General features: G+C 70.8%; 12 protein-coding genes. 11 read left to right on the forward strand and 1 reads right to left on the reverse strand.

The features are described 5' to 3' along the window. The first annotated feature begins 50 nt into the window (after positions 1-50). The 10 genes from ACWEOW_RS16520 to ACWEOW_RS16565 all read left to right on the forward strand — a co-directional run bounded on the left by ACWEOW_RS16520 (position 51) and on the right by ACWEOW_RS16565 (position 18,658). Entirely contained in the window at positions 51-815 is a 765-nt protein-coding gene (locus tag ACWEOW_RS16520) for a hypothetical protein (protein WP_452270311.1), read from the forward strand. Beyond that, positions 812-7,135, forward strand: a complete 6,324-nt coding sequence (locus tag ACWEOW_RS16525) for an Ig-like domain-containing protein (RefSeq protein WP_452270312.1) — start codon at positions 812-814, stop codon at positions 7,133-7,135. The genes ACWEOW_RS16520 and ACWEOW_RS16525 overlap by 4 nt, the downstream gene beginning before the upstream one ends. A 46-nt stretch (positions 7,136-7,181) precedes the next feature. After that, positions 7,182-8,153, forward strand: coding sequence for an AAA family ATPase (locus ACWEOW_RS16530; RefSeq protein WP_452270313.1), 972 nt, complete (start codon positions 7,182-7,184; stop codon positions 8,151-8,153). Further along, positions 8,153-9,481 (forward strand): DUF58 domain-containing protein, encoded by a 1,329-nt coding sequence (locus ACWEOW_RS16535; protein WP_452270314.1) that lies wholly within the window; start codon positions 8,153-8,155, stop codon positions 9,479-9,481. The genes ACWEOW_RS16530 and ACWEOW_RS16535 overlap by 1 nt, the downstream gene beginning before the upstream one ends. Beyond that, a complete protein-coding gene (locus tag ACWEOW_RS16540) occupies positions 9,478-12,015 on the forward strand; it encodes a transglutaminaseTgpA domain-containing protein (protein ID WP_452270315.1) in 2,538 nt (845 codons plus the stop codon). Before ACWEOW_RS16535 ends, ACWEOW_RS16540 begins: the two co-directional genes overlap by 4 nt. Continuing rightward, entirely contained in the window at positions 12,012-16,472 is a 4,461-nt protein-coding gene (locus ACWEOW_RS16545) for an FtsK/SpoIIIE domain-containing protein (protein ID WP_452270316.1), read from the forward strand. Before ACWEOW_RS16540 ends, ACWEOW_RS16545 begins: the two co-directional genes overlap by 4 nt. A 277-nt stretch (positions 16,473-16,749) precedes the next feature. Continuing rightward, positions 16,750-17,025, forward strand: a complete 276-nt coding sequence (locus tag ACWEOW_RS16550) for a WXG100 family type VII secretion target (protein ID WP_452270317.1) — start codon at positions 16,750-16,752, stop codon at positions 17,023-17,025. Between the two features lie 27 nt (positions 17,026-17,052). Next, positions 17,053-17,328 (forward strand): WXG100 family type VII secretion target, encoded by a 276-nt coding sequence (locus tag ACWEOW_RS16555; protein ID WP_452270318.1) that lies wholly within the window; start codon positions 17,053-17,055, stop codon positions 17,326-17,328. Positions 17,329-17,588: 260 nt separating this feature from the next. Then, entirely contained in the window at positions 17,589-18,173 is a 585-nt protein-coding gene (locus tag ACWEOW_RS16560; protein WP_452270319.1) for an RNA polymerase sigma factor, read from the forward strand. After that, the gene (locus ACWEOW_RS16565; protein ID WP_452270320.1) at positions 18,173-18,658 is read left to right on the forward strand and encodes a carboxypeptidase regulatory-like domain-containing protein; all 486 of its coding nucleotides are present in this window, start codon (positions 18,173-18,175) and stop codon (positions 18,656-18,658) included. Before ACWEOW_RS16560 ends, ACWEOW_RS16565 begins: the two co-directional genes overlap by 1 nt. A 166-nt stretch (positions 18,659-18,824) precedes the next feature. On the opposite strand, the gene ACWEOW_RS16570 is transcribed toward ACWEOW_RS16565, so the two are convergent. Beyond that, the gene (locus ACWEOW_RS16570) at positions 18,825-20,462 is read right to left on the reverse strand and encodes a CHAT domain-containing protein (RefSeq protein WP_452270321.1); all 1,638 of its coding nucleotides are present in this window, start codon (positions 20,460-20,462) and stop codon (positions 18,825-18,827) included. Between the two features lie 306 nt (positions 20,463-20,768). Here ACWEOW_RS16570 and ACWEOW_RS16575 point away from each other — a divergent pair, with 306 nt between their 5' ends. Next, the gene (locus ACWEOW_RS16575) at positions 20,769-21,077 is read left to right on the forward strand and encodes a hypothetical protein (RefSeq protein WP_452270322.1); all 309 of its coding nucleotides are present in this window, start codon (positions 20,769-20,771) and stop codon (positions 21,075-21,077) included. Positions 21,078-21,273 lie beyond the last annotated feature (196 nt).

Raw genomic sequence — 21,273 nt, forward strand, 5'->3', positions numbered from 1 at the left:
GAACAAGACCTGAACGAGACCGGAACAAGACCGGGTTAGGGGACCTGATCGTGATCCACAGCAAGGTGACCGTCGTGTTCTGCGGCGAGGAGTACTCCGTCTCGCCCGACACCGGGCTGACGATCGGGCGCACGGGTGACGTCGAGGTGGACGACAACCCCTACCTGCACCGCACGTTCCTCGTGGTCTCGTTCGAGAACGGCTTCTGGTGGCTGAGCAACACCGGCTCCACCCTGACCGCGACCGTCGCCGACGAGCAGGGCCTCTTCCAGGCCTGGCTCAACCCCGGCGCCCGCATCCCGCTCGCGATACGGCGGCTCATCGTGTGGTTCACGGCCGGCCCGACGACCTACGACTTCGAGATCCTCGTCGCCAGCCCGGTCTTCAAGTCGGTGACGGCCGACGGGGGATCAGGCGCCTCAGGTAACCCGGGCGGTTCGGACCTGGGCGCCGACGGTCCGGGGCTCGACGGCGGCGAGGTCGGCGAGGCGACGGTCGGCCGGGTCGACCTCACGCCGGACCAGAAGCTGCTCATTGTCGCGCTGTGCGAGCCGTTCCTGCGGCGGCGGGAGGCAGGGACGAGCCAGATCCCCTCGTCCGCGGTCGCCGCGGAGCGCCTCGGCTGGACGATCACCCGGTTCAACCGCAAGCTCGACAACGTCTGCCAGAAGCTCGCCGACGCCGGGACGCGCGGGCTGCACGGCGGCGTCGGCAAGCTCGCGACCAACCGCAAGGCGCGACTCGTCGAGCATGCCCTGTCGACCAAGCTCGTCACCGAGGACGACCTCGCCATGCTCGAAGAGGTGCAGGTATGACCGCCGGAGCGAAGCGGAGGCGCAATCAAGCACGAGTTGCCTCAACGGTCGTCGTGGCGCTCGTCGCAGGGCTGCTCGTCTGGTTGGCCACTCGCAGCGACGGCGAGGTCGCCCGCAAGGCCGACCTCAACGACGGCGGCATCTGGGTCACCAACTCCGAGCAGGCGCGGTTCGGTCGGATCAACAAAGCGGCCGGTCAGCTGGACGCAGGCGTCCTGTCCGACGCCACCAGCGGAGCGGGTCTCGACGTCCTCCAGGACGGCGCCGCCGTGCTCGGCTACTCGCGTGCAAGCAACCAGGTCGTCCCGATCAACCCGGCCGAGGCGACGCTCGCGCCCGAGCAGTCGGCTGTCGTCCCCAGCCCGAGCACTGCGACGGGCAACCGCGTCTTCACCGCACCGCTCGTCGACCTGCGCGGCGGGACGGTCGCCACGGTCGACCCGGCAAAGGGCGAGGTGCGGGCCCAGCGAGTCGACAACCGGGCCGGCATCACGGCTCTCGACGGCCTGCAGACCCAGGCGAAGCCCCTCGCGAAGGTCGGCGCCAACGCGGCGGTCGCGGTCGGCGTCGACGGCACGGTCTATGCCGTCTCGGCGGCCACGGGGGTCCTGGCCACCATCAACCCGGAGGGCACGGGCTTCGCCAAGCCGGTGCTGACCACCATTACCGGTCTGGACTCGAAGTCGGCCCAGGTCACCGCGGTCGGCTCGCACTGGGTGGTCTGGGACTCCGGCACCGGGCGGCTCTGGTCCGACGCTCTGACCGAGCCCGAGCAGCTCGCCGTCGGTGGCACCCAGCCCGGCAACCCGGCATACGCGGCGCTCCAGCAGCCGGGCCCCGACGCCCCGACCGTCCTGATCCAAGACGAGACGCGGCTGACCCAGGTGTCGCTCACGGGCGACACGCCACGCGTGGGCGGCGTAGCGATCGCCCAGGTCGGCGCGGGACAACAGCTCTTCCTGTCCCAACCGGTCCGGCTCGCGTCCTGCGTGCACGCGGCGTGGGCGGGACCCGCCAACGTCTACTACGGCCGCAACTGCGGGTCGCCGGATGATGCCGCGACCGTCGACCTCGGTGCGATGACCAAGGGCGTCCGCACGGACGGTGTCAAGCTCCGCGTCAACCGCGGCCTCATCGTCCTCAACGACCTCGACTCCGGCGACGTCTGGGACGTCGATCGCAACCGCGTCAAGATCGACAACTGGAACTCCGTCATCCCGCCCCCGCAGACCGACGACCGAAACAAGAAGAAGGACGAGAACCTCGTCGACGACCAGGTGACGCGCACCCCGCCGAAGGCGATGCCGGACACCGTCCAGGTCCGTCCCGGCCGCACGTCGACGTTGCACGTGCTCGACAACGACTCCGACTCCCAGGGCTCGATCCTGGCCATCGCGCCAGGCGACGTCGGCAGCTCGTCCGTCCCGGGGATCGCCACGAGCGCCTCAGCCGATGGCCAGAACGTGCAGGTCACGGTCCCCGAGGAGCCGAGCGCCAGCTCGTTCACGTTCGAGTACACCGTCAACAACGGCACGACCGCCAAGACCGGACGCGCGACGGCCAAGGTCACCGTGCGGATCGTCGGGCCCGACGTCAACACCGCGCCCAGGCTGCGCACCGGCCAGGCCAAGCTCGCGGATGCGAGGTACCCCGTCGTCGCGTCCGGCTCGGTGCGGGTCGGGGTCGTGGCCGACTGGCGTGACGCCGAGAGCGACCCGATCCAGGTGTCGGCGGTGGACCCGGCCACGACCGGCGTCGACGGCTCGGGCGCGCTGACGGTCAAGGCCCAGGCCGAGGCGGGCGACCAGGTGGTCGAGTACGTCGTCGACGACGGCCGGGGTGGCAGCCAGAACTCGTCCGTGACCCTCGATGTGCTCAGTGAGGACGAGAGCAAACCGGTGCCGCCCAAGACCCAGCCCGACGTGGTCCGGGCCGTGGTCGGCAAGCCGGTCCAGCTCCAGCCCCTCGGCAACGACATCGCGGGCGCCGACCCGACCGACCCCGGCGCGCGGATGCGCCTGGCGCAGGCGGTCAAGGGCCCCGGCCAGCTCGTCCTCGACACCAACCTCGACACGAACGTGCTGACGGTGACCGGCCAGACGCCCGGCACCTCGACGGTGACGTATGCCGCCCAGGTCGGTTCCGGGGTCAGCGTCGGCCGGGTGCGAGTGGACATCCTTCCCAACCCGTCGACCGACCTGCCGCCGGTCGCGACGCCCGACGCTGCCGTGGTCCGCGGGCAGACCCCGGTCGTCGCCGACGTCCTGTCCAACGACTACAGCCCGCGCAGCGATGTCCTGGTGGTCCAGCGCGTCGAGTCGCCACAGGCGTGGCTGCGCGCGTCGGTGGTCCAGGGGCGCTGGGTCCGCGTCGTCGCCACGGCGCCGGTCACCGGGCAGGAGACCAGGCAGGGCACGGTCCGCTACACGATCTCGGACGGCACGAAGACCGCGGTGGGCGAGCTCTCGGTCGTCCAGAAGCCCGAGCCCAAGGAGAACGTGCTGCCGACGGTCGTCGACGACGTCGCCATCGTGCGGGTCGGAGACGCCGTGACCATCCCGGCGCTCGACAACGACTCCATGTCCGAGGGCATCCCGCTGAGGCTCGACCCCAACGTCCGCGTCCTCTCCGGAGGAGGCCAGGCCTTCGCGTCCGGCACCGTCGTGCGCTACGTGCCCGAGCAGGGCGCGATGACCGGTCCAAGGACGGCGATCCTCGAGTACACGACCTACCCCGAGGGCCAGCGTGCCCGAGCGGTCACCGGACGGATCACGGTCACGGTCACGCCGTTGCCCGACCCGGTGAAGAACCCGAACCAGCCGCCGTCGGCCCGCAGCTTCACCGCGAGCGTCACCGCAGGTGACACGCTCACGATCACCGTCCCCACCAGCGGTGTCGACCCCGACGGCGACCTCGGCTTCGTCGGCGGGATCGTCGGCGAGAACGGCCAGGCGGTCGACCTCAGGTACGGCCGGGTCCTCGGCTTCGGTGCCGCGACGATCCGCTACGAGGCCTACCCTCGCAGCTCGGGCACCGAGGTGATCCGCTACCAGCTGCGCGACCGCTTCGGTCTGACGAGCGAGGGGTTCGTCCGCGTCGGCGTCGTGCAGCCCGGTGATCCACAGCCACCCGTCGCGGTCGAGGACGACGTCGTCGCGGCACCGGGTCGCACGGTGCATGCCGACGTCCTCGCCAACGACCTCATCGCCGCCGGCGACTCCGTGGACTTCGTCGACTTCGCGTCGCTCAACGACGCGGACACGCTGAAGCAGTTCCAGCGCCAAGCGGACGACACGTTCAAGGTGGTTGCGCCCGAGGAGGGCCCGGCCAAGGTGCTCACGTACGGCATCACCGACGGCCTGTTCGACCCGTCCAAGTCGACCCTCACCGTGCGCGGGCAGAAGGACTTCAACAACCCGCCCATCGCCGTGGACGACACAGCCGTCGCCAAGAGCGGCGAGACCTCGGTGCTCGTGGACGCACTCGCGAACGACCGCGACATCGACGGCGACGAGGCCAGTCTCAGGATCGCGAGGTTCGTGGGCGACGGGGTGACGCGCGAGGGTCGCAAGCTGCGCATCCAGCTGCGCCCCCAGGCCCGCGTCGTCCCTTACGTCATCGAGGATGCCGACGGTGCGGCCGCGATGGCCCTGATCTACGTGCCCGCGGGGAACAACGGCCTCCCGTATGCCGTCGACGGCAAGGTCATCAAGCTGGGGGCCGACTCGACGGTCACAGTGAGCCTCGGCGACTACATCGCCGACCCCCGAGGCGGCCGCGTGTCGGTCACCTCACCGGACACGATCTCGACCTCGCCGAGCGACGACCTCCAGTTCGACCTCACCTCGGCCACCGAGCTCAGCCTGACCTCGACCAACGGCTACGTCGGCCCGGCTGCGCTCATGCTCGAGGTGACGAACTCGACGGGCATCAATGACAAGTCCGCGCAGCGGGCCTATGTCACGGTGCCCGTCCAGATCGGTCCCGACGTGCCGGTGCTGCGCTGCCCCGACCACGAGGTCCTCCTCGCCGCCGACGGCCCAGCTCGCACCTTCGACATCCCGCGCCTCTGCCACGCCTGGCTGCCCACGGGCATGGACGGCAGCACGGCGCAGTACACCGCGACGTGGGACCCCGCGGCCGACCGGGTCGCCTTGGCGCAGTCCGGGGCCGGCGGCCGCCAGGTCAGCCTCAAGGCCGAGGCCGGAGCCCAGGCCGGCACGACCGGGGCAGTCCGGGTCCAGGCCAAGGGCAGCTCCGAGTCGTTCCCGATCCGCGTGCGAGTGACGTCGGCCCCGCCGATCGCAACGATGCGACCGGTCCTCGTCGAGGGGCTTATCGCCGGCACCAAGCGGGCCGTCAACCTCGGGCAGTACCTCGACAGTCCACTCACCGCACCGCAGTGCTCGCTCCAGGAGAGCGACGTGACCTCCGGCACGGGCGTGACGGCTTCCGCCAACGGCTGCCAGCTCTCCGTCGCGGCCTCTGACAAGGCCCGCGGCGACGCCACGATCACGGTCCGGGTCCTGGATGCCCCGGGGCGGCCGGCCGCGATCGGGCAGGTGACGGTGACCGTGCGGAGCAAGCCGGACCCGACCGGCGCGCCGGTGGCGGTCGCCGACCGGATCCTCGGCAGCACGGCGCGCGTCAACTGGCGTCCTCCTGCCTATGACGGCGGGCTCCCGATCCAGCAGTACGAGGTCACCGCCAACGGCGGCGAGGTGCGCCAGATCTGCCCCTCGTCCCCGTGCACCATCACCGGCCTGACCAACGGCAAGGACTACTCGTTCACCGTGCGCTCGCGCAACGCGGTCGACTGGTCCGAGCCGAGCCCGCCCAGCAACACGGTTCGTCCGGACACCAAGCCGAAGGCCACCGCGGTCACCACCGTCGTGCCCGGTGACCAGCGGCTCACCGTCAGCTGGAGCGAGCCGCCGAACGACGGGTCACCGGTGAGCCGGTACCGCATCCAGTGGGTCGACATCGGCGGCAACGCCGGTGCGACCGGCTCGGCGGAGGTCGCCGCGCCCGGACTGACCAAGACCATCACCGGCCTCATCAACAACGACGCGTACAACGTCCGCGTCCAGGCCAAGAACGAGGCCGGGTGGGGACCCTTCGGCCCGGACGTCAAGGCCCAGTCCTTCGGCAAGCCCGCCAACGTGCCGGCGCCGGCGCTCGCGCCGCGAACCCCGACGCCCGGCGAGCCCAACGCGCAGGTCCAGATCACCTGGCCGGCCACCGACCCGAACGGCCCGCCGATCACGAAGTACGACGTCTACCGGCGCATGGACGGCGGCGCGTGGACACTGATCGGCACCCGCTCGGGCGGCGAGTCGCGGGTCTTGAGCGACACGATCCCCTACCAAGGGCAGCAGGTCGAGTACACCGTCACCGCGACCAACGGCGGACCCGCCACCTCGGACCGAGCCAACATCAGCAGCTACTCGGCGAACGGCATACCGGAGACGCCACGGCTCACCTCGGTGGTGACCCCGAGCGCGAACTACGCTGCCAACGCAGCGTTCTCGCTCGGCGACTCGCGCTCGCGCGGCTACGGCTCGGTCAACTGGCGCACCAGCGGCGGGCGGTCCGGCACGTGGAGCTGCTCGGGCGGGTGCTCCGGCGGCACAGCTTCGAACCTCGGCATCAGCCAGCAGACGATGCAGATCCAGGCGTGCAATGTCGCCGGGCTCTGCTCACCTTGGTCGAACAACGTGTCGTTCCAGCCCTACGGCCCGACTAATGCCGTGCCCGGCCTGAGCCAGACTCACGACGACAACAGCATCACCTTCACGTGGGGCACCGCGCCCAACGAGGGGCGGCCGGTCACCGGCTACGAGATCGACGGCGACCGCAACACCACTGTCGGTGCCGGCACCCACTCGACGACGTTCAGCGGCCTTGGTTACTCGACGACCCGGACGATCCGGGTCCGAGCTATCGCCCAGGACTCCGGACCGGGCCCGTGGACCGCGTTCGTGTCTGGCACGACCAACCCCAAGCCGCAGCCGAAGGTGGTCAGCGTCTACCACGGCAGCCAGTGCGGGCCGAGCAACTGCTACGACCCGTACCAGGGCCAGCAGTGCGGGACGAACTGCTACCACATCGGCTACACGCTGCAGGACTTCGCGACCCCGATCTCCTGCGCGGTGAGCGGGTGGTCGCTGCCGGACAACGGCAACAACGGAACGATCGAGCCGCGCAACGGGACCAACGACTCCGGAAAGTTCCTGGGCTATCCCAACCAGTCGGTCACCGTCACTTGCACCGGGAGTGACGGACGGAGCGACTCCTACACCAAGAACCCCTGGGGCTAGAAGATGGCACCCTTCGCGTGAAAGACATGACAGGAGAAGGAAACCCATGAGCGTCACTCAGGACCAGGTGACCTGGTTCGCGCACACGTTCGACCAGCTCGTCGGCAACATCGAGCGCGCCGTGCTCGGCAAGCAACACGTCACCCGCCTGGCGCTGACCTGCCTCCTGTCGGAGGGGCACCTGCTCCTCGAGGACTATCCCGGCACCGGCAAGACGCAGCTGGCGCGGGCCCTGTCCGCGACGGTCCAAGGCAGCCACAGCCGGATCCAGTTCACCCCCGACCTGCTGCCCTCGGACGTGACCGGAGTGACGATCTACGAGCCGAGCAAGCAGACGTTCGAGTTCCATCCCGGCCCGATCTTCGCCACGATCGTGCTGGCCGACGAGATCAACCGCGCCTCGCCCAAGACCCAGTCGGCGCTGCTCGAGGTCATGGAGGAGGGGCGGGTCACCATCGACGGAAAGCCCCACTCGGTCGGCCAGCCGTTCATGGTCATCGCGACCCAGAACCCGATCGAGCAGGCCGGCACCTACCGCCTCCCCGAGGCTCAGCTCGACCGGTTCCTCATGAAGGCCAGCGTCGGCTACCCCGACCACGAGGCGACCATCGCGGTGCTCGCGGACGCCAAGGTGCGCGACCGCGCGAAGCAGCTTCAGCCGCTCATCGCGAGCAACGTCGTCGTCGACATGTCAGGGCTCGCCGACGAGATCCACGTCGACCCGGCGATCCTCGGCTACGTCAGCCGGATCGCGGAAGAGTCGCGCCGACACCCCTCGCTCAAGCTCGGCCTCTCCGTCCGCGGCTGCCTGGCCTACGTGCGGTGCGCAAAGACGTGGGCGGCGAGCCAGGGACGCACCTACGTGATCCCCGACGACGTGAAGCTGCTCGCCGAGCCGGTGCTGAGCCACCGCCTGCTGCTCAACGCGGAGGCGCAGTTCGCCGGAACGACCGTCGAGCAGGTCATCGACCAGATCCTCGCCGACATCGCGCCGCCGGCCGAACGCGCCTCGGCCTGATGGCCGACCAGGCGCTCGCCCCGCGGGTGACCGGCACGACGAGCCGCAGCATCCGGCAGGTCACGCAGCCGGTGACGCGGACGATCAGCCGCGTCGCCGAGCAGACCCAGGGTGTGTGGCGACCCGTCGCCGGCGTGCTCGGGTGGGTCTCCCCGCTGGGCTGGACGATCCTCGCGCTCGGGCTGGCCTGCTGGGCGGCCGGTGCCCGCTGGGGATGGACCGAGCTGCTCATGGTGGCGTCGGCGGCGCTGCTGCTCTTCGGCATCTGCTTCGTGCTCGCCCTGGGACGCACGAAGGTCCGCATCGTCGCCGAGGTCGACCCGCGCCGGGTCGTCGTCGGCGAGCCGGCGACCGGCCGCATCATCGTCACCAACGAGTCCCGCCGGCCGATGCTGCCGATCCTCGTCGAGCTCCCCGTCGGCCAGTCCGCCGCTCGTTTCGTCATGCCCGCGATGACGCCCGGCCACGCCCACGAGGAGCTGTTCGTCGTGCCGACCTCGCGCCGTGCGGTGATCCAGGTGGGACCGGCGACCACCGTCCAGGGCGACCCGCTGGGGCTGATGCGCCGCACCCTGAGGTGGACCGAGCGCACCGAGCTGTTCGTCCACCCCCGCACCGTGGCGCTCGAGCCGCTCGGCGCCGGTCTGCTCCGCGACCTCGAGGGGTCGACGACCGAGGACGTCTCGATGAGCGACCTCGCCTTCCACGCCCTGCGTGACTACCAGCCCGGCGACGACCGGCGCTACATCCACTGGCGCAGCTCCGCCAAGGCCGGCAAGCTCCTCGTCCGCCAGTTCCTCGACACCCGCCGCTCGCACGTGACGATCGTCGTCGACCCCGACCCGGCGTCGTACGACCCGAGGCCTGCAGACCTGTCCGGCACGGCGAACCCTCAGGGGGTCGACAGCGACGCCGACGTCGAGACTGCGATCTCCGTCGGCAGCTCGATCATGCTGCGCGCCATGCTCGACGAGCAGGAGTGCACCCTCGTGTGCGGGCGCCAGCGGGTCTCCCGAGCCCTGGCGCAGCTCGGCCTCGACGCGATGTCCCGGGTCGAGCCCGGGCCGATCGACCTGTTCGCGGTGTCGCTCGATGCGGCCGAGCTGGCACCCGACACGAGCACCTGCTTCCTGGTCACCGGCCCGCGACGGCCCCTCGTCGAGCTGCAGCGAGCAGCCGGTCAGTTCCCGCCAGAGGTGTCCCGCGTCGTCGTCATCGTCGACCCGCGGGCTCAGCACGGCGTCCGTCGTGGGGGCGGCCTGACCATCCTCACCCTCAGTGCCCTGGAGGACCTGCGCCTGCTGCTCGCATCGGGAGCGGCCCGATGAGCCCCGCCACCCCGCCCAGCGGCATACCTCGACCCAGCGGCATACCGGTGCCGCCAGCGTCCGCCCTGGCGACCCCTCCAGGCGCGCGCGAGCGGGCCGGAGCCCAGCTGGCCAGGCTCGTCCCCACGCGGGCGCAGCTCGTGGACGGGGCGTTCACCGCCGCGCTCGTGGGCCTGGCCCTGATCGGGTTCCGCACGACCTTCTTCGGGCTCGGCTGGCTGTGGGTGGGTCTGGCCGGGCTGGCGCTCGGCCTCGTCGTCAGCCACGTCACGGCGTCCTTCCGCCTGCCCGGGGTGGTTACCCTGGTGGCGGTCGCGGCGGCCTACCTCCTGCTCGCGGGCCCTGTCGCGACCCGCCAGGACCTCATCGGCGGGGTGCTGCCCACGGGTGGCACAGTCCAGAGCCTGCTCCACCTCGCGGTCGGCGGGTGGAAGGAGCTGCTCACCGCGCTCCCGCCGGTCGACTCGGAGGGCGCGTATCTCGCGCTCCCGTTCCTCTTCGGGCTCGTGGGCGCCGCGGTCACCTACGGCGTCGCCAGACGCTGGGCCGGTCCGGTCGTCGCCCTCGTCGCCCCGGTGCTCCTGCTCGTCGCCTCGATCGTCCTGGGCACGCTCACGCCCGCGGCTGTGGTCCTGCAGGGAGCCGTCTTCGCGCTCGTCGCGATCGGCTGGACCGCATTGCGCAGCAACCGCAGCCGCCCCGCACTGCAGAACGGCGCCGGCCGGGCGACTCGCGCCGTGACGACAGCGGCACTGCTCGCGGTCGCCACGGTCGGCGGCCTCCTGCTCGGCCCGCACCTGCCCGGTGCGGACGACTCGGGCCGCACGGTCTTCCGCTCGGCGCTGACGCCGCCCTTCGACGTGACGCAGTACGCCTCACCGCTCGCGGGCTTCCGGCAGTACACCGAGCCCAACGGCGCCGAGCTCTTCGACAAGACCCTCCTGACCGTCCGTGGACTGCCGAAGGGCGTGCCGCTGCGCATCGCCGCACTCGACTCCTATGACGACTACGTCTGGGGCGCAGGCAATCTCGCCAACCTCGGTGACGGTCAGGATGCCTCCGGGACGAGCTTCCGCAAGGTCGGCAGCCACATCGCCACCCAGGGGTCCGGGCAGCAGGTCACGGCGACCGTCACGGTCCCCGCCGGCGGCTACGACGACGTGTGGCTGCCGACGTTCGGGACGGTGACGGGCCTGGACTTCGGCGGCTCGCGTGGCGAGGAGCTGGCCGACGACCTGCGGTTCAACGTCGACACCAACACCGGCGTGCTGCCCGTGAAGCTCCACGCCGGCGACTCCTACACGGTGACCGCCTACGTCGACCCGTCCACCGAGACCCTGCCCCAGAGCGTCGACGTCGCCGACGGCTCGCTCGTCGACAGCCAGAACCTCACGTTCATCGACGACAAGGTCACTCCCTGGACCGAGCGCGCCGACGGTGCCTGGCAGAAGGTCGTCGCCGTCGCCAGGGCGATGCAGGACGGCGCGTACACCGACGGCGGCGCACCCGGCGACTACCAGAACATCTTCCTGCCCGGCCACAGCCTGAGGCGGATGACGCAGTTCATGAAGGCGACCCAGCTGGCCGGCAACGACGAGCAGTATGCCGCCGCGCTGGCTCTCGTCGCCAACCGCCTCGGCGTGCCCGCCCGCGTCGTCCTCGGTGCCGAGCCCGACGCCGAGGGCGTCGTCAAGGGCAAGGACGTCCATGCGTGGGTCGAGGTGCGACGCACGGACGGCACGTGGCAGCCGCTCTACTACCGCTCGTTCCTGCCGGACCGGAACAAGAAGCCGCAGCAGCTGATCCAGAAGTCCGAGGAGAAGAAGACCGGTGCGCAGGTGCCGCCCCCGGCGGCGAACAACCCGCCGAGCGTGCTCCAGGGTCCGGACCAGGCGCAGAACGCGACGCAGCTGCGCAACCCGCCGAAGGACGACAAGAACCCGCTAGACCCGAGCACGTGGCCGGACTGGTTGCGCTACCTCGTCTTCTTCGTGGCCTTCCCGCTGCTGGTCCTGCTCGTCGTGTACTCCGCGATCCGTCTCGTGAAGACGCTACGCAGGCGCCGCCGACGGACGCGCGGCAGCGCCGCAGCCCGTGTGACCGGCGGCTGGCGAGAGGTCGTCGATACCGCGCGCGACTTCCGTATGCCGCTGCCGCCCAAGGGAACCCGGCTGGAGCAGGCCCGCGCTATCGAGACGCCGACCTCCGTTGCAGAACAAGGGGAGGGCCGCACGGGTCGCCCGGGCGCTACCGCGTCACCGGCCGGGTCGCCGCTCGTCACCCTGGCCGCGGCGGCGAACGCGCACGTGTTCGATGTCGAGCAGCCCACGGACGACGAGGTGGCCGCGTTCTGGGCGGACGTCGAGACGGCCAGGATGCGGCTGCGCGACCGGCACGGATTCTGGCGACGCCTTCGCGGAGACATCTCCCTGCGCACCTTCCGCGACCAGCTGCCCTCCGGGGCCGGGCTGGGGCCGGCCGTCAGACGCACCTCGCGCAGCCAGGCTGCGCGAACGAAGAAGGGTGACTCGTGAAGCTGAAGTTCGTGCTGCGATCGGGTGACCGGGAGACCGACCTCGTCGCGACCACCGACTCCGCCACGACGGTCGGGGACCTCGCGGGCCACATCGCCGCGGCCGACCCGCACCGGTCGGCCGCACTCGGCGTCGACCAGCCGATGACGCTCGCGCTCGTCGACCAGGAGATGCGTGGGCTCGACCCGCGGGCGACCCTGGCCGAGTCGGGCCTGCAGTCCGGCATGCGCGTCACCGTGACCCGCGCCGGGGAGGGCTTCGTCGACCGTGGCCGCCCCGCGGCGGTGGCCTACGTCCGGTCCGGGCCCGACGCGGGCACGCAGGTCCCCCTCGCCCGCGGGACGGCATACGTCGGCCGCGGACGCGGCTGCGAGATCCAGCTGACCGACGAGTCCGTGTCGCGCAAGCACGCGAAGCTCGTCGTCCAGGAGGTCGTCGAGGTCGTCGACCTCGGGTCTGCCAACGGCATCACCGCGGGCGGCCAGCAGGTGACGCGCGCTCACCTCAAGAGCGGCGACGTCGTCCGTCTCGGCGACACCGAGCTCGAGGTCGTCGTCCACGGCGATGGCGCCGTCGCGCGTCCGGGCAGCGGCGTGCTCTCCGGCGACTCGGGCACCGTGGCGTTCTCGCGGTCGCCACGGGTCGCACCCCGCTACGTGGGGGAGGAGTTCCAGGTCCCCGACCTGCCGGAGCGGGGCAAGCCCAACCCGATGCCTCTCGTGGCCATGGTCGTGCCGCTCCTCATGGGTGTCGTGGTCTTCGCGATCACCAAGAGCCCGTTCTCGATCATCTTCATGCTGATGATGCCGCTCATGATGGCCGGGACGTACTACGAGGGCCGACGTCAGCAGCGCAAGGACTACGACCGCGCCATGGTCGACTTCCGGGAGGACCTCGGCATCCTGTCCGACCGGATCGTCGCCGCCCTCGACGTCGAGGCCCAGGTCCGGCGGGCCGAGCACCCGAGCGGTCTCGACGCGCTGGCCGCGGTCCGCGACCGCAGTGCGCTGCTGTGGACCCGGCGTCGCGACGACCACGGCTACGGCGAGATCCGGCTCGGCATCGGGTCCCGGCCGTCGCGGTCGACGACGAAGATGCCGGTCGTCGGGCGCTCTCGCGCCGAGGCGTGGCTGGATGTCTCCGAGCAGCTGCGCGGTCTCGAGGTGGTCCACGACGTGCCCGTGGTCGCGTCGCCGCTGACCGACGGCGCCATCGGCATCGCCGGGCAGCGCGCGTCGGCGCTCGGCGCCGCGCGCTCGGTCGTCGTCCAGACCGTCGCCCTGCACTCGCCGGCCGAGCTGGCCGTCTGCTCGTTCGCGTCGGTCGGCTCGGCCCGCGACTGGGACTTCCTCAAGTGGCTTCCGCACACGACGTCGCCGCACAGCCCGATCGGCGTCGGGCACCTCGCGAGCAGCGCTCCCGCCTGTTCGGCACTCGCGGACGCGCTCGACGACATCATCTCCGGCGCGGGGACGCCGCAGGGGCCGGCGGCGGGTGCCTCGGGCCCATCGGGAGGCGCTGGTGCCGGAGCCGGCGGAGGCTCCGCACCCCGGCCCACGGTCCTCGTCCTCGTCGAGAGCGATGCCCCGATCGACCGGAGCCGGCTCGTCGCGATCGCCGAGCGCGGGCACCAGCACGGCATCGTCGTCGTGTGGGTCGCCGAGACGCAGACCCTGCTGCCCGCGGCGTGCCGCACGTTCCTCGTCCTCGGCGACGGGCAGAGCGCGCTCGCCGGCTATGTCCAAGCGGGCGAGGAGGTGCAGCCGGTCGTCGTCGACAGCATCAGCCACGACGAGGCGACCGCGGGTGCCCGGCAGCTGGCTCCGGTGGTCGATGCCGGAGTCCCCGTCGACGACGCGAGCGATCTCCCCCGGTCGGTCTCGATGCTGACCCTGGCCGGCACCGAGCTCGCGAGCTCGGAGGACGCCGTCGTGGAGAAGTGGAGCGAGTCGCGCTCCATCCTCACCGGGCCGTTCGCACCCGCCGTGCTGCCGCGCAAACCCGGCAACCTGCGGGCCGTCGTGGGCCAGTCCAGCCAGGGCACCTTCTCGATCGACCTGCGGGCGGACGGGCCCCACGCCCTCGTGGGCGGGACCACCGGAGCCGGCAAGTCCGAGCTGCTCCAGGCCTGGATCCTGGGGATGGCCGCCGCGCACTCGCCGCAGCGGGTCACGTTCCTGCTGGTGGACTACAAGGGCGGCTCGGCGTTCCGCGACTGCGTCAAGCTGCCACACACGGTCGGCCTCGTGACCGACCTGTCGCCTCACCTCGTCCGGCGGGCGCTGGCCTCCCTCGCGGCTGAGCTGCACTACCGCGAGCACCTGCTCGCCCGGTTCAAGGCCAAGGACCTCGTCGAGCTCGAACGCCGAGGCGAGGTGGAGGCGCCGCCGTCGCTGATCATCGTCGTCGACGAGTTCGCCGCACTGGTGAACGAGGTGCCGGAGTTCGTCGACGGCGTCGTCAACGTCGCTCAGCGGGGCCGGTCCCTCGGGCTCCATCTCATCCTCGCGACGCAGCGCCCGGCGGGCGTCATCAAGGACAACCTCCGCGCCAACACCAACCTGCGGATGGCCTTGCGCATGGCCGACGAGAACGACTCCGACGACGTCCTCGGCAGCAAGGAGGCAGCCTTCTTCGACCCCGCCCTGCCGGGCCGCGCCGTCTCGAAGACGGGGCCCGGGAGGCTCGTGCCGTTCCAGACCGGGTATGCCGGAGGGTGGACCTCCGACGTGCCGCCCCCTCCGGACATGAAGGTCGAGACGCTCACCTTCGGTGCGGGCGTCGTGTGGGAGCCGCGGGTCGCCGACGAGTCCGCCGACGAGTCCGCCGACGACGGCGCCGACCTCGGACCGACGGACATCCAGCGCCTCGTGGCCACGCTGGGCCGCGCGGCCCGGCACGCCCAGCTGCCCAGGCCGCGCAAGCCGTGGCTGCCCGACATGCGCGCGGTCTACGACCTCGCGAGCCTGCCGACGCAGCGACGCGACGACGAGCTCGTCTTCGGCGTCGCCGACGACCCCGACAACCAGGCTCAGCCGGAGGTCGCGTTCCGGCCCGACAAGGAGGGCAACATCGCGGTCTACGGGACGTCGGGGTCCGGTAAGTCGGTGTTCCTGCGGACGATCGCGGTCGCGGCTGGGTACACCGTGCGTGGCGGACCATGTCACGTCTACGGGCTCGACTTCGGCAACCGCGGCCTGGCGATGCTCGAGACCCTGCCGCATGTCGGGTCGATCGTGCCTGGGGCCGACCACGAGCGGGTCACCCGGCTGCTGCGGACCCTGCGAGCGACCATCGACGAGCGTGCGGCACGCTACTCAGCCGTGAGCGCGGCGACGATCACCGACTACCGCCGCATCGCCGGCCGCGCCGACGAGCCGCGGATCATCGTGCTCATCGACGGCATGACGGCCTTCCGCCAGGCGTACGAGGTGGGTGGGCGGTTCCAGTGGCTGGACCTGCTCGCCGGCGTGGCCGCCGACGGGCGTCCGGTCGGCGTCCACCTCATCATCGCCTCCGACCAGCGCACCGGCCTGCCCACCAACCTCGCGGCCGCCGTCCAGGGCCGGATCATCCTGCGGATGAGCGCCACCGACGACTACTCCGTCTTCGGCGTGCCCGGTGACGTGCTGACGATGGCCTCGCCGCCCGGCCGTGGACTCATGGCCGGCTCGGAGATCCAGGTCGCGGTGCTCGGCGGCTCCGCCGACGTCACCGTCCAGGCCGCCGCGGTCGCCGCCTTCGCGGACGCCACCCACAAGGCCGGCGTCAGCCACGCGCCACCGATCGAGAGCCTCGCCGACGACATCCCGCTCGGCGACCTGCCGCCGGAGTTCGGCGGTCGGCCGGTCATCGGGGTGGCGTCGTCGTCGCTCGAGCCGCACGGCTTCGACCCGAAGGGGACGTTCGTCATCACCGGCCCGTCGGGATCCGGTCGCACCACCGCGATCGCCGCGACCGCGGCAGGGCTGTTCCGGTTCAGCTCGAGCTCGGCGCTCTACCTCATGACGCCACGCCGGTCGTCCGAGCTGCTCGACCTCGGGGTCTGGGCCGAGACGGCCGTCGGCGGCACGGCTGTGACGGCGCTCGCGAGCAGCCTTGCCACCCAGGTCGAGCAGGGACGCATCACCAAGCCGGTCGCCGTGTTCGTCGAGCGGATCGACGACCTCGCACCGGCCGGCGCCGAGAACGCCCTGACCGCCCTGGTCAAGGCGTGTGTCGACCACGACCAGCTCGTCGTCGCAGAGGGTGAGGCAGGGTTCTTCAGCTCCAACTTCGGCCTCCAGGCGCTGCTGAAGACCTCCCGCTCGGGCCTGGCGCTGCATCCCGACGGCAACGAGGGGCTGTCCGTCTTCAAGGCGAACCTCCCGTCGCTCAACCGGGCCGACCTCCCGCCGGGCCGTGGCTTCATCGTCGAGAAGGGCCGGTTCGAGCTCCTCCAGGTCGCTCAGCCCTGAGTCGTCCTGGGCGGGCACCCGCTGCCAGAGGCACGCGGAAGCTCAGCGGGACGGCATACGGCAGAGGGGAATCCACACAGGGTCGGTGGGGAGTGCTCCCCATCGACACTGCCCGGATGCTCGCCTAGGTTTGCCGATGTCGACGAACCGGGCGACACGGGGATCAACATCGCATAGCCCGGCCAAACGTCACGGAGTGTGCGAAAGCGGGCCTGCTCGGCTGGTCCGGAGAGAACATCCCGAATCAGTCGGGGGAACGCAGGCAAAGGAGAAGGTCATGACTTGGCTCGGCATGAACGACGACGAGGTCAACGCCCAGGGCAACGTCCTGCAGCAGCAGGCCGAGGCGATCCAGAAGCTGATCACGAAGGTCGACCAGGAGGTCGAGTCGCTCAAGCAGAACTGGCAGGGGGACGACTCCAAGCAGTTCGAGCAGGAGTGGAGCGGCACGCACCGTCCCGAGCTCCAGAAGGCCCAGAAGCTGCTCACCGAGATGAAGACCACGATCGACCGCGAGGTCCAGCAGCAGCGCGAGACCTCGTCGCAGTACTGACCACGACTTTCGAAGGGGAACCAAGAGATGGCCGTCTACAAGAAGGGCATGAACGCCGACGCGGTGTCGGCGTCCGGCGACAAGCTGATCGGCTACAAGGGCGAGCTCGACGGGATCGTCGAGGCGGTGAACAGCGCGGTCTCCACCATCAAGAGCAACTGGGGCGGCTCCGACGCGGATCGCTTCCAGAGCGACTGGAACGGCCAGCGCCAGGTCGTCTCCGCGGCCGGTGACAAGCTCGACGCGATGGGCAAGAAGTGCAAGACCAACGCCGAGTCGCAGAAGTCGACGTCCTCGAGCTGACCAGCGGGACCGGCCTAGGCCGCGTCGGGGGGTGTGGCCTGGATCACACCCCCCGATTCGCCTGACCCGGTATCAAAACGACCGCTCGAGCGTCCAGTGGTCACTCTGATACATCCCGGCGGCGGGGCCGGCGTGTCGAGCTGGCCACTCGAGTGGGCGAGTGGGCGCCAAACCATGCTCGCCCGCGATGTATCTACGCTGTTGGAAAGGCGTCTATCCCCTGTGAGCCCTAAAATGAGCACCCGGAGAAGGGGCGGGGTATGGGCGAGCCAAGTGACCTCAGGGCGCTGCTCGCCGCCGCCTCGTGCGGAGACCAGAAGGCGTGGAACGCCTTGGTCGCCGACTTCTCCTCACTGCTCTGGGGGATCGCGCGAGCCCACCGGCTCAACCACGAAGACGCGGCCGACGTCGTACAGAACACCTGGCTGCGCCTCACCGACCGGCTGCACACGATCGAGAAGCCCGAGGCCCTACCTGGCTGGCTTGCCACGACGGCCCGCAACGAGGCACTCACGATGCTGCGTCGCCAGGGCCGCGAGCACCTCGTGCGCGACGAGGACGTCGCCGAGCGCGTGGTGGACGAAGAGGCGGAGGCGCTTGATACGGCGCTGCTCGACAGCGAACGTGACCGCGCGCTGTGGACGCAGTTCCGACGACTGTCGGAGTCCTGTCAGAGGCTTCTTCGGATCCTCATGTCGTGCGACCGGCCGAACTACCGTGCGGTCTCGGAGGCACTGTCGATGTCGGTCGGCTCGATCGGGCCGACGCGGATGCGCTGCCTCGAGAAGCTCCGGAGACTGCTCCGCGAGTCCGACTATCCGTTTGACGAGGGAGGTGAGTCGTGATGGCTGGTGACGAGCTGCACCCCGACGACGAGGCCATGCTCGACCGCCTCCGGGCGATCGCGGACGTCGTGGACCCCGTGCCCGAGGACGTCATCGAGCTGGGCAAGGCGGCGTTCGCCCTGCACCACGCCGACGCGATCCTCATGACCATGGCCACGGACGAGCTGTCTGGAGCCAGCGTGCGTGCTTCGCGCGGTGACCAAGGGTCGAGCCGGCTGCACGTCTTCGAGCACGGGTCGGTGTCGATCGAGGTCGAGGCGACGAGCCGCGGCGACTTCGCGCGAGCCATCGGCGTCGTGGACGACCGGGAGCATCCCGACCTGGCTGATCATCAGATGACGCTGGAGACGAAGTCGTCGTCGACGACCGTGGATCTCGAGGGCGGCCGGTTCACGTTCGAGCGCGTGCCGCTGGGCCTGGCCCGGCTCGTGCTGGAGCGCTCCGGCGAGCGGGTCATGACGACGACCTGGTTCGACGTCGACTGATCCTGGGCATCGCTCGCAGCCGGGGCCCGACGCACCAGCTCACCGAGCGAGTAACCCGAGCGAGTATGCCGCTACGCCTATCTCTTCGCTCGCCGAGCGCGGCCAGTTTCCGACTTCTGATGCCGTCCCGCGCCGCCGTGCGGGTCGGGGCCCTTGGGTCCCGGGGCTAGGCTCCCCAGGCGGTGAACGAGGCCGCCGTGGCAGCGGCCAGGTCGTCTCCGGCGGCGGCCTGGCGTGCGGCGAGCCAGCCCTCTGCGACGGTCCCGCCGCCGCGTCCCACGACTGTGTGGACGTCGGCCATGACGGGAAGACAGGCCTGGTCGTTGACCGGGACGACACTGGCGAGCACGGAGCAGGTGCCCATCGCGAGCAGGCTCGACACCAGACCGACGGCCTCGAACGGACCGATCGGGGCGGCTCCACCGGAGTCGCAGGCAGACAAGACGAGGGACGCCGGGGGCCGTTCGAGCTGCTGCAGGTCATGGACGGTGAGCGGGCCGTCCGCAAGCTGCAGAGAGGAGAACAGCGGCGCGTCCGCGCGGAACGTGCCGTGCGCGGCGATGTGGCCGAGCAGGGCTCCGTCGAGCACGTCGAGCGCGGCGCTCGCGGTCGCCTGGTCCGCACGAAGCACCTTGGCACGCCGGTGGATCCGGCGCAGGTTCGTGACCTCCGCCTCGCGCGTCGTGAGGTTCGGTCCGGTCACCAGTGCGACATGGCCGTCGGCGCCCTCCGGCCGCCGTCGAGCGCGGATCCACTGGCTCACCGAGGGGCTGACGGTGAGGACGGCGTCCCGGAATGCCGGCAGCAGCCCCCACGGGGCGGTGAGAAGGTCAGCCGGCGGCACCACAACGGCATACCGGGTGCCGGTTGGCAGGGAGAACCCGGCAGTCAGCAGCGCCTTCTGTAACAGCGCGCCCGTGCTGTCCAGGTCAACCACCCTGCCGTAGGCCGCACGCCTGAGCGCGAGCCGCGCGAACTCGGACTCGGTGGCGGCCGCACTGAACTCCCCGACGACGGAGTGTCGCACCCGGCGTCGCGCCACGACGAGCAGATGCAGCTGGGTCCCGACGCGAATGATGGTGACCAGCGCGCTATCGTCGCCGAGCTCGGTGAAGACATCGTCGAGGTCGATTCCGGTAGTCCCCTGTTCGAGGGTCCCGCCGTCGGCGCGTAGATGGCGGTATGCCTTCCGGATCGCCTCCTCGAGGCGCGCCTGCTCACGAGTGAGGCCCATGCGCGCCGGGTCGCTCTCGTCGACGATGGCCAGGCGGCGCGTGATGTCGCGCAAGGCCGCCAGGCTGCGTTGCAGCTCAGGATCCGTTGGTCGGGCCGCGGCGCCGCGGAGCGCGGTGCCTCGCCAACGCTCGGCCCACCACAGGAGATCGCGCGGCCTACCGGCTCTGACCGCCTCCGCGACGGCGAGCTGGGTGAACTCGATGCCGTGCCCGCTGGCAAGGGCGCGAAGCTCGAGGTCACCGAGGACGTTCCGGTGCTCGTCCACCGCGTCGAGGCCGTGACGGCAGGCGTGGTACAGGGCGCGCCGGTCACGTCGGTGCTCGGCGAGCTGCGCAGCCGCGAGCCAGCCTGCGGCCCTCGACAGCGGCGGACCTTGGCGCCGTGTGGCCGCCGCGGTTACGAGGCTCGCCTCGGCCTCGGCATACAGCCCAGCGTCTCTCGCGAGGCGGCCGTGGAGCAGCAGCGCCATCGCGAGCTCGGGGCTTCCGGACTCGCGGAGCGAGGTGACGAGGCGCGAGGCATCGTTGAGCAGTCGTAGTGTGCCGGCGCTCGATCCGTGCGACCGCACGCCCGTCATCTCCGATCTGGGCACCATCCACGGCCCCAGCTCGGGATGCTGGGACAAGAACTGGGCCCGCAGCCAGAGCAGCCTCGCTCGATGGGACCAGCTGGTGCGATCCTGCGACCGGAAGAGCCGCTCCGCCTCCCGAGCCCTCGAATCTGCGTCAAGGAGGTCGCCCTGGGCCAATGACACCTGCGCCAGAACGAGGTACAGCTCAGCCCGTCCGATCGGAGGCAGGCTGTGACGAGCCAGTGCCCGGAGCCCGAGGGACCGCGCCTCCCTGGTCAGTCCGGCAGTGAGCAGAGTGTTGACGTGGTCGATCAGGACGTCGTGTCGGACGTTCTCGAGCCGGACATAACCGTCGGTCGCTTGGTCGAGCAACGTGAGCGCGGTGGGCAGGTCTCCACGTTGGTGCGCGGCGAGTGCCTGGTTGTGGACCGACTGCGCAACCTCGAAATCCTGGTCGAGGCGGGAAAAGAGGTTCTCGGCACGCCGCGCATCGCGTTCAGCCGCCTCGCTCTCTCCAAGTGCGAGCTCTATGTGCGCCCTGTTGTTGAGTGCCCTGGCCTCCCAGAGAGCGTCACCCTGAAAGTGCAGGCCTGCGATCGCCTTGCCAATTGATTCCAGGGCTTCGGCTTGGCGTCCCTGCATGGTGAGGGCGTGCGCGTGACGCATGTACACCCGTGGGAGTAGCGACGCCGGCGCCAACTCGAGAGCCTGCTCGAGTCGCCGAAGACCCTCGGTTCCGCGGCCCGAGTAGGACAGCGTCACCCCGAAGGTCGCGAGCGAATCGGAAAGGCGGCCTTTCCCAACCCGG

The sequence above is a fragment of the Monashia sp. NPDC004114 genome, assembly GCF_053603855.1.

Bases quoted from the DNA above. Each gene is read 5' to 3' on its own strand.
- ACWEOW_RS16525 (WP_452270312.1), top strand. From the start codon at position 812: ATGACCGCCGGAGCGAAGCGGAGGCGCAATCAAGCACGAGTTGCCTCA.
- ACWEOW_RS16565 (WP_452270320.1), top strand. From the start codon at position 18,173: ATGGCTGGTGACGAGCTGCACCCCGACGACGAGGCCATGCTCGACCGC.
- ACWEOW_RS16535 (WP_452270314.1), top strand. From the start codon at position 8,153: ATGGCCGACCAGGCGCTCGCCCCGCGGGTGACCGGCACGACGAGCCGC.
- ACWEOW_RS16560 (WP_452270319.1), top strand. From the start codon at position 17,589: ATGGGCGAGCCAAGTGACCTCAGGGCGCTGCTCGCCGCCGCCTCGTGC.
- ACWEOW_RS16540 (WP_452270315.1), top strand. From the start codon at position 9,478: ATGAGCCCCGCCACCCCGCCCAGCGGCATACCTCGACCCAGCGGCATA.
- ACWEOW_RS16550 (WP_452270317.1), top strand. From the start codon at position 16,750: ATGACTTGGCTCGGCATGAACGACGACGAGGTCAACGCCCAGGGCAAC.
- ACWEOW_RS16555 (WP_452270318.1), top strand. From the start codon at position 17,053: ATGGCCGTCTACAAGAAGGGCATGAACGCCGACGCGGTGTCGGCGTCC.
- ACWEOW_RS16530 (WP_452270313.1), top strand. From the start codon at position 7,182: ATGAGCGTCACTCAGGACCAGGTGACCTGGTTCGCGCACACGTTCGAC.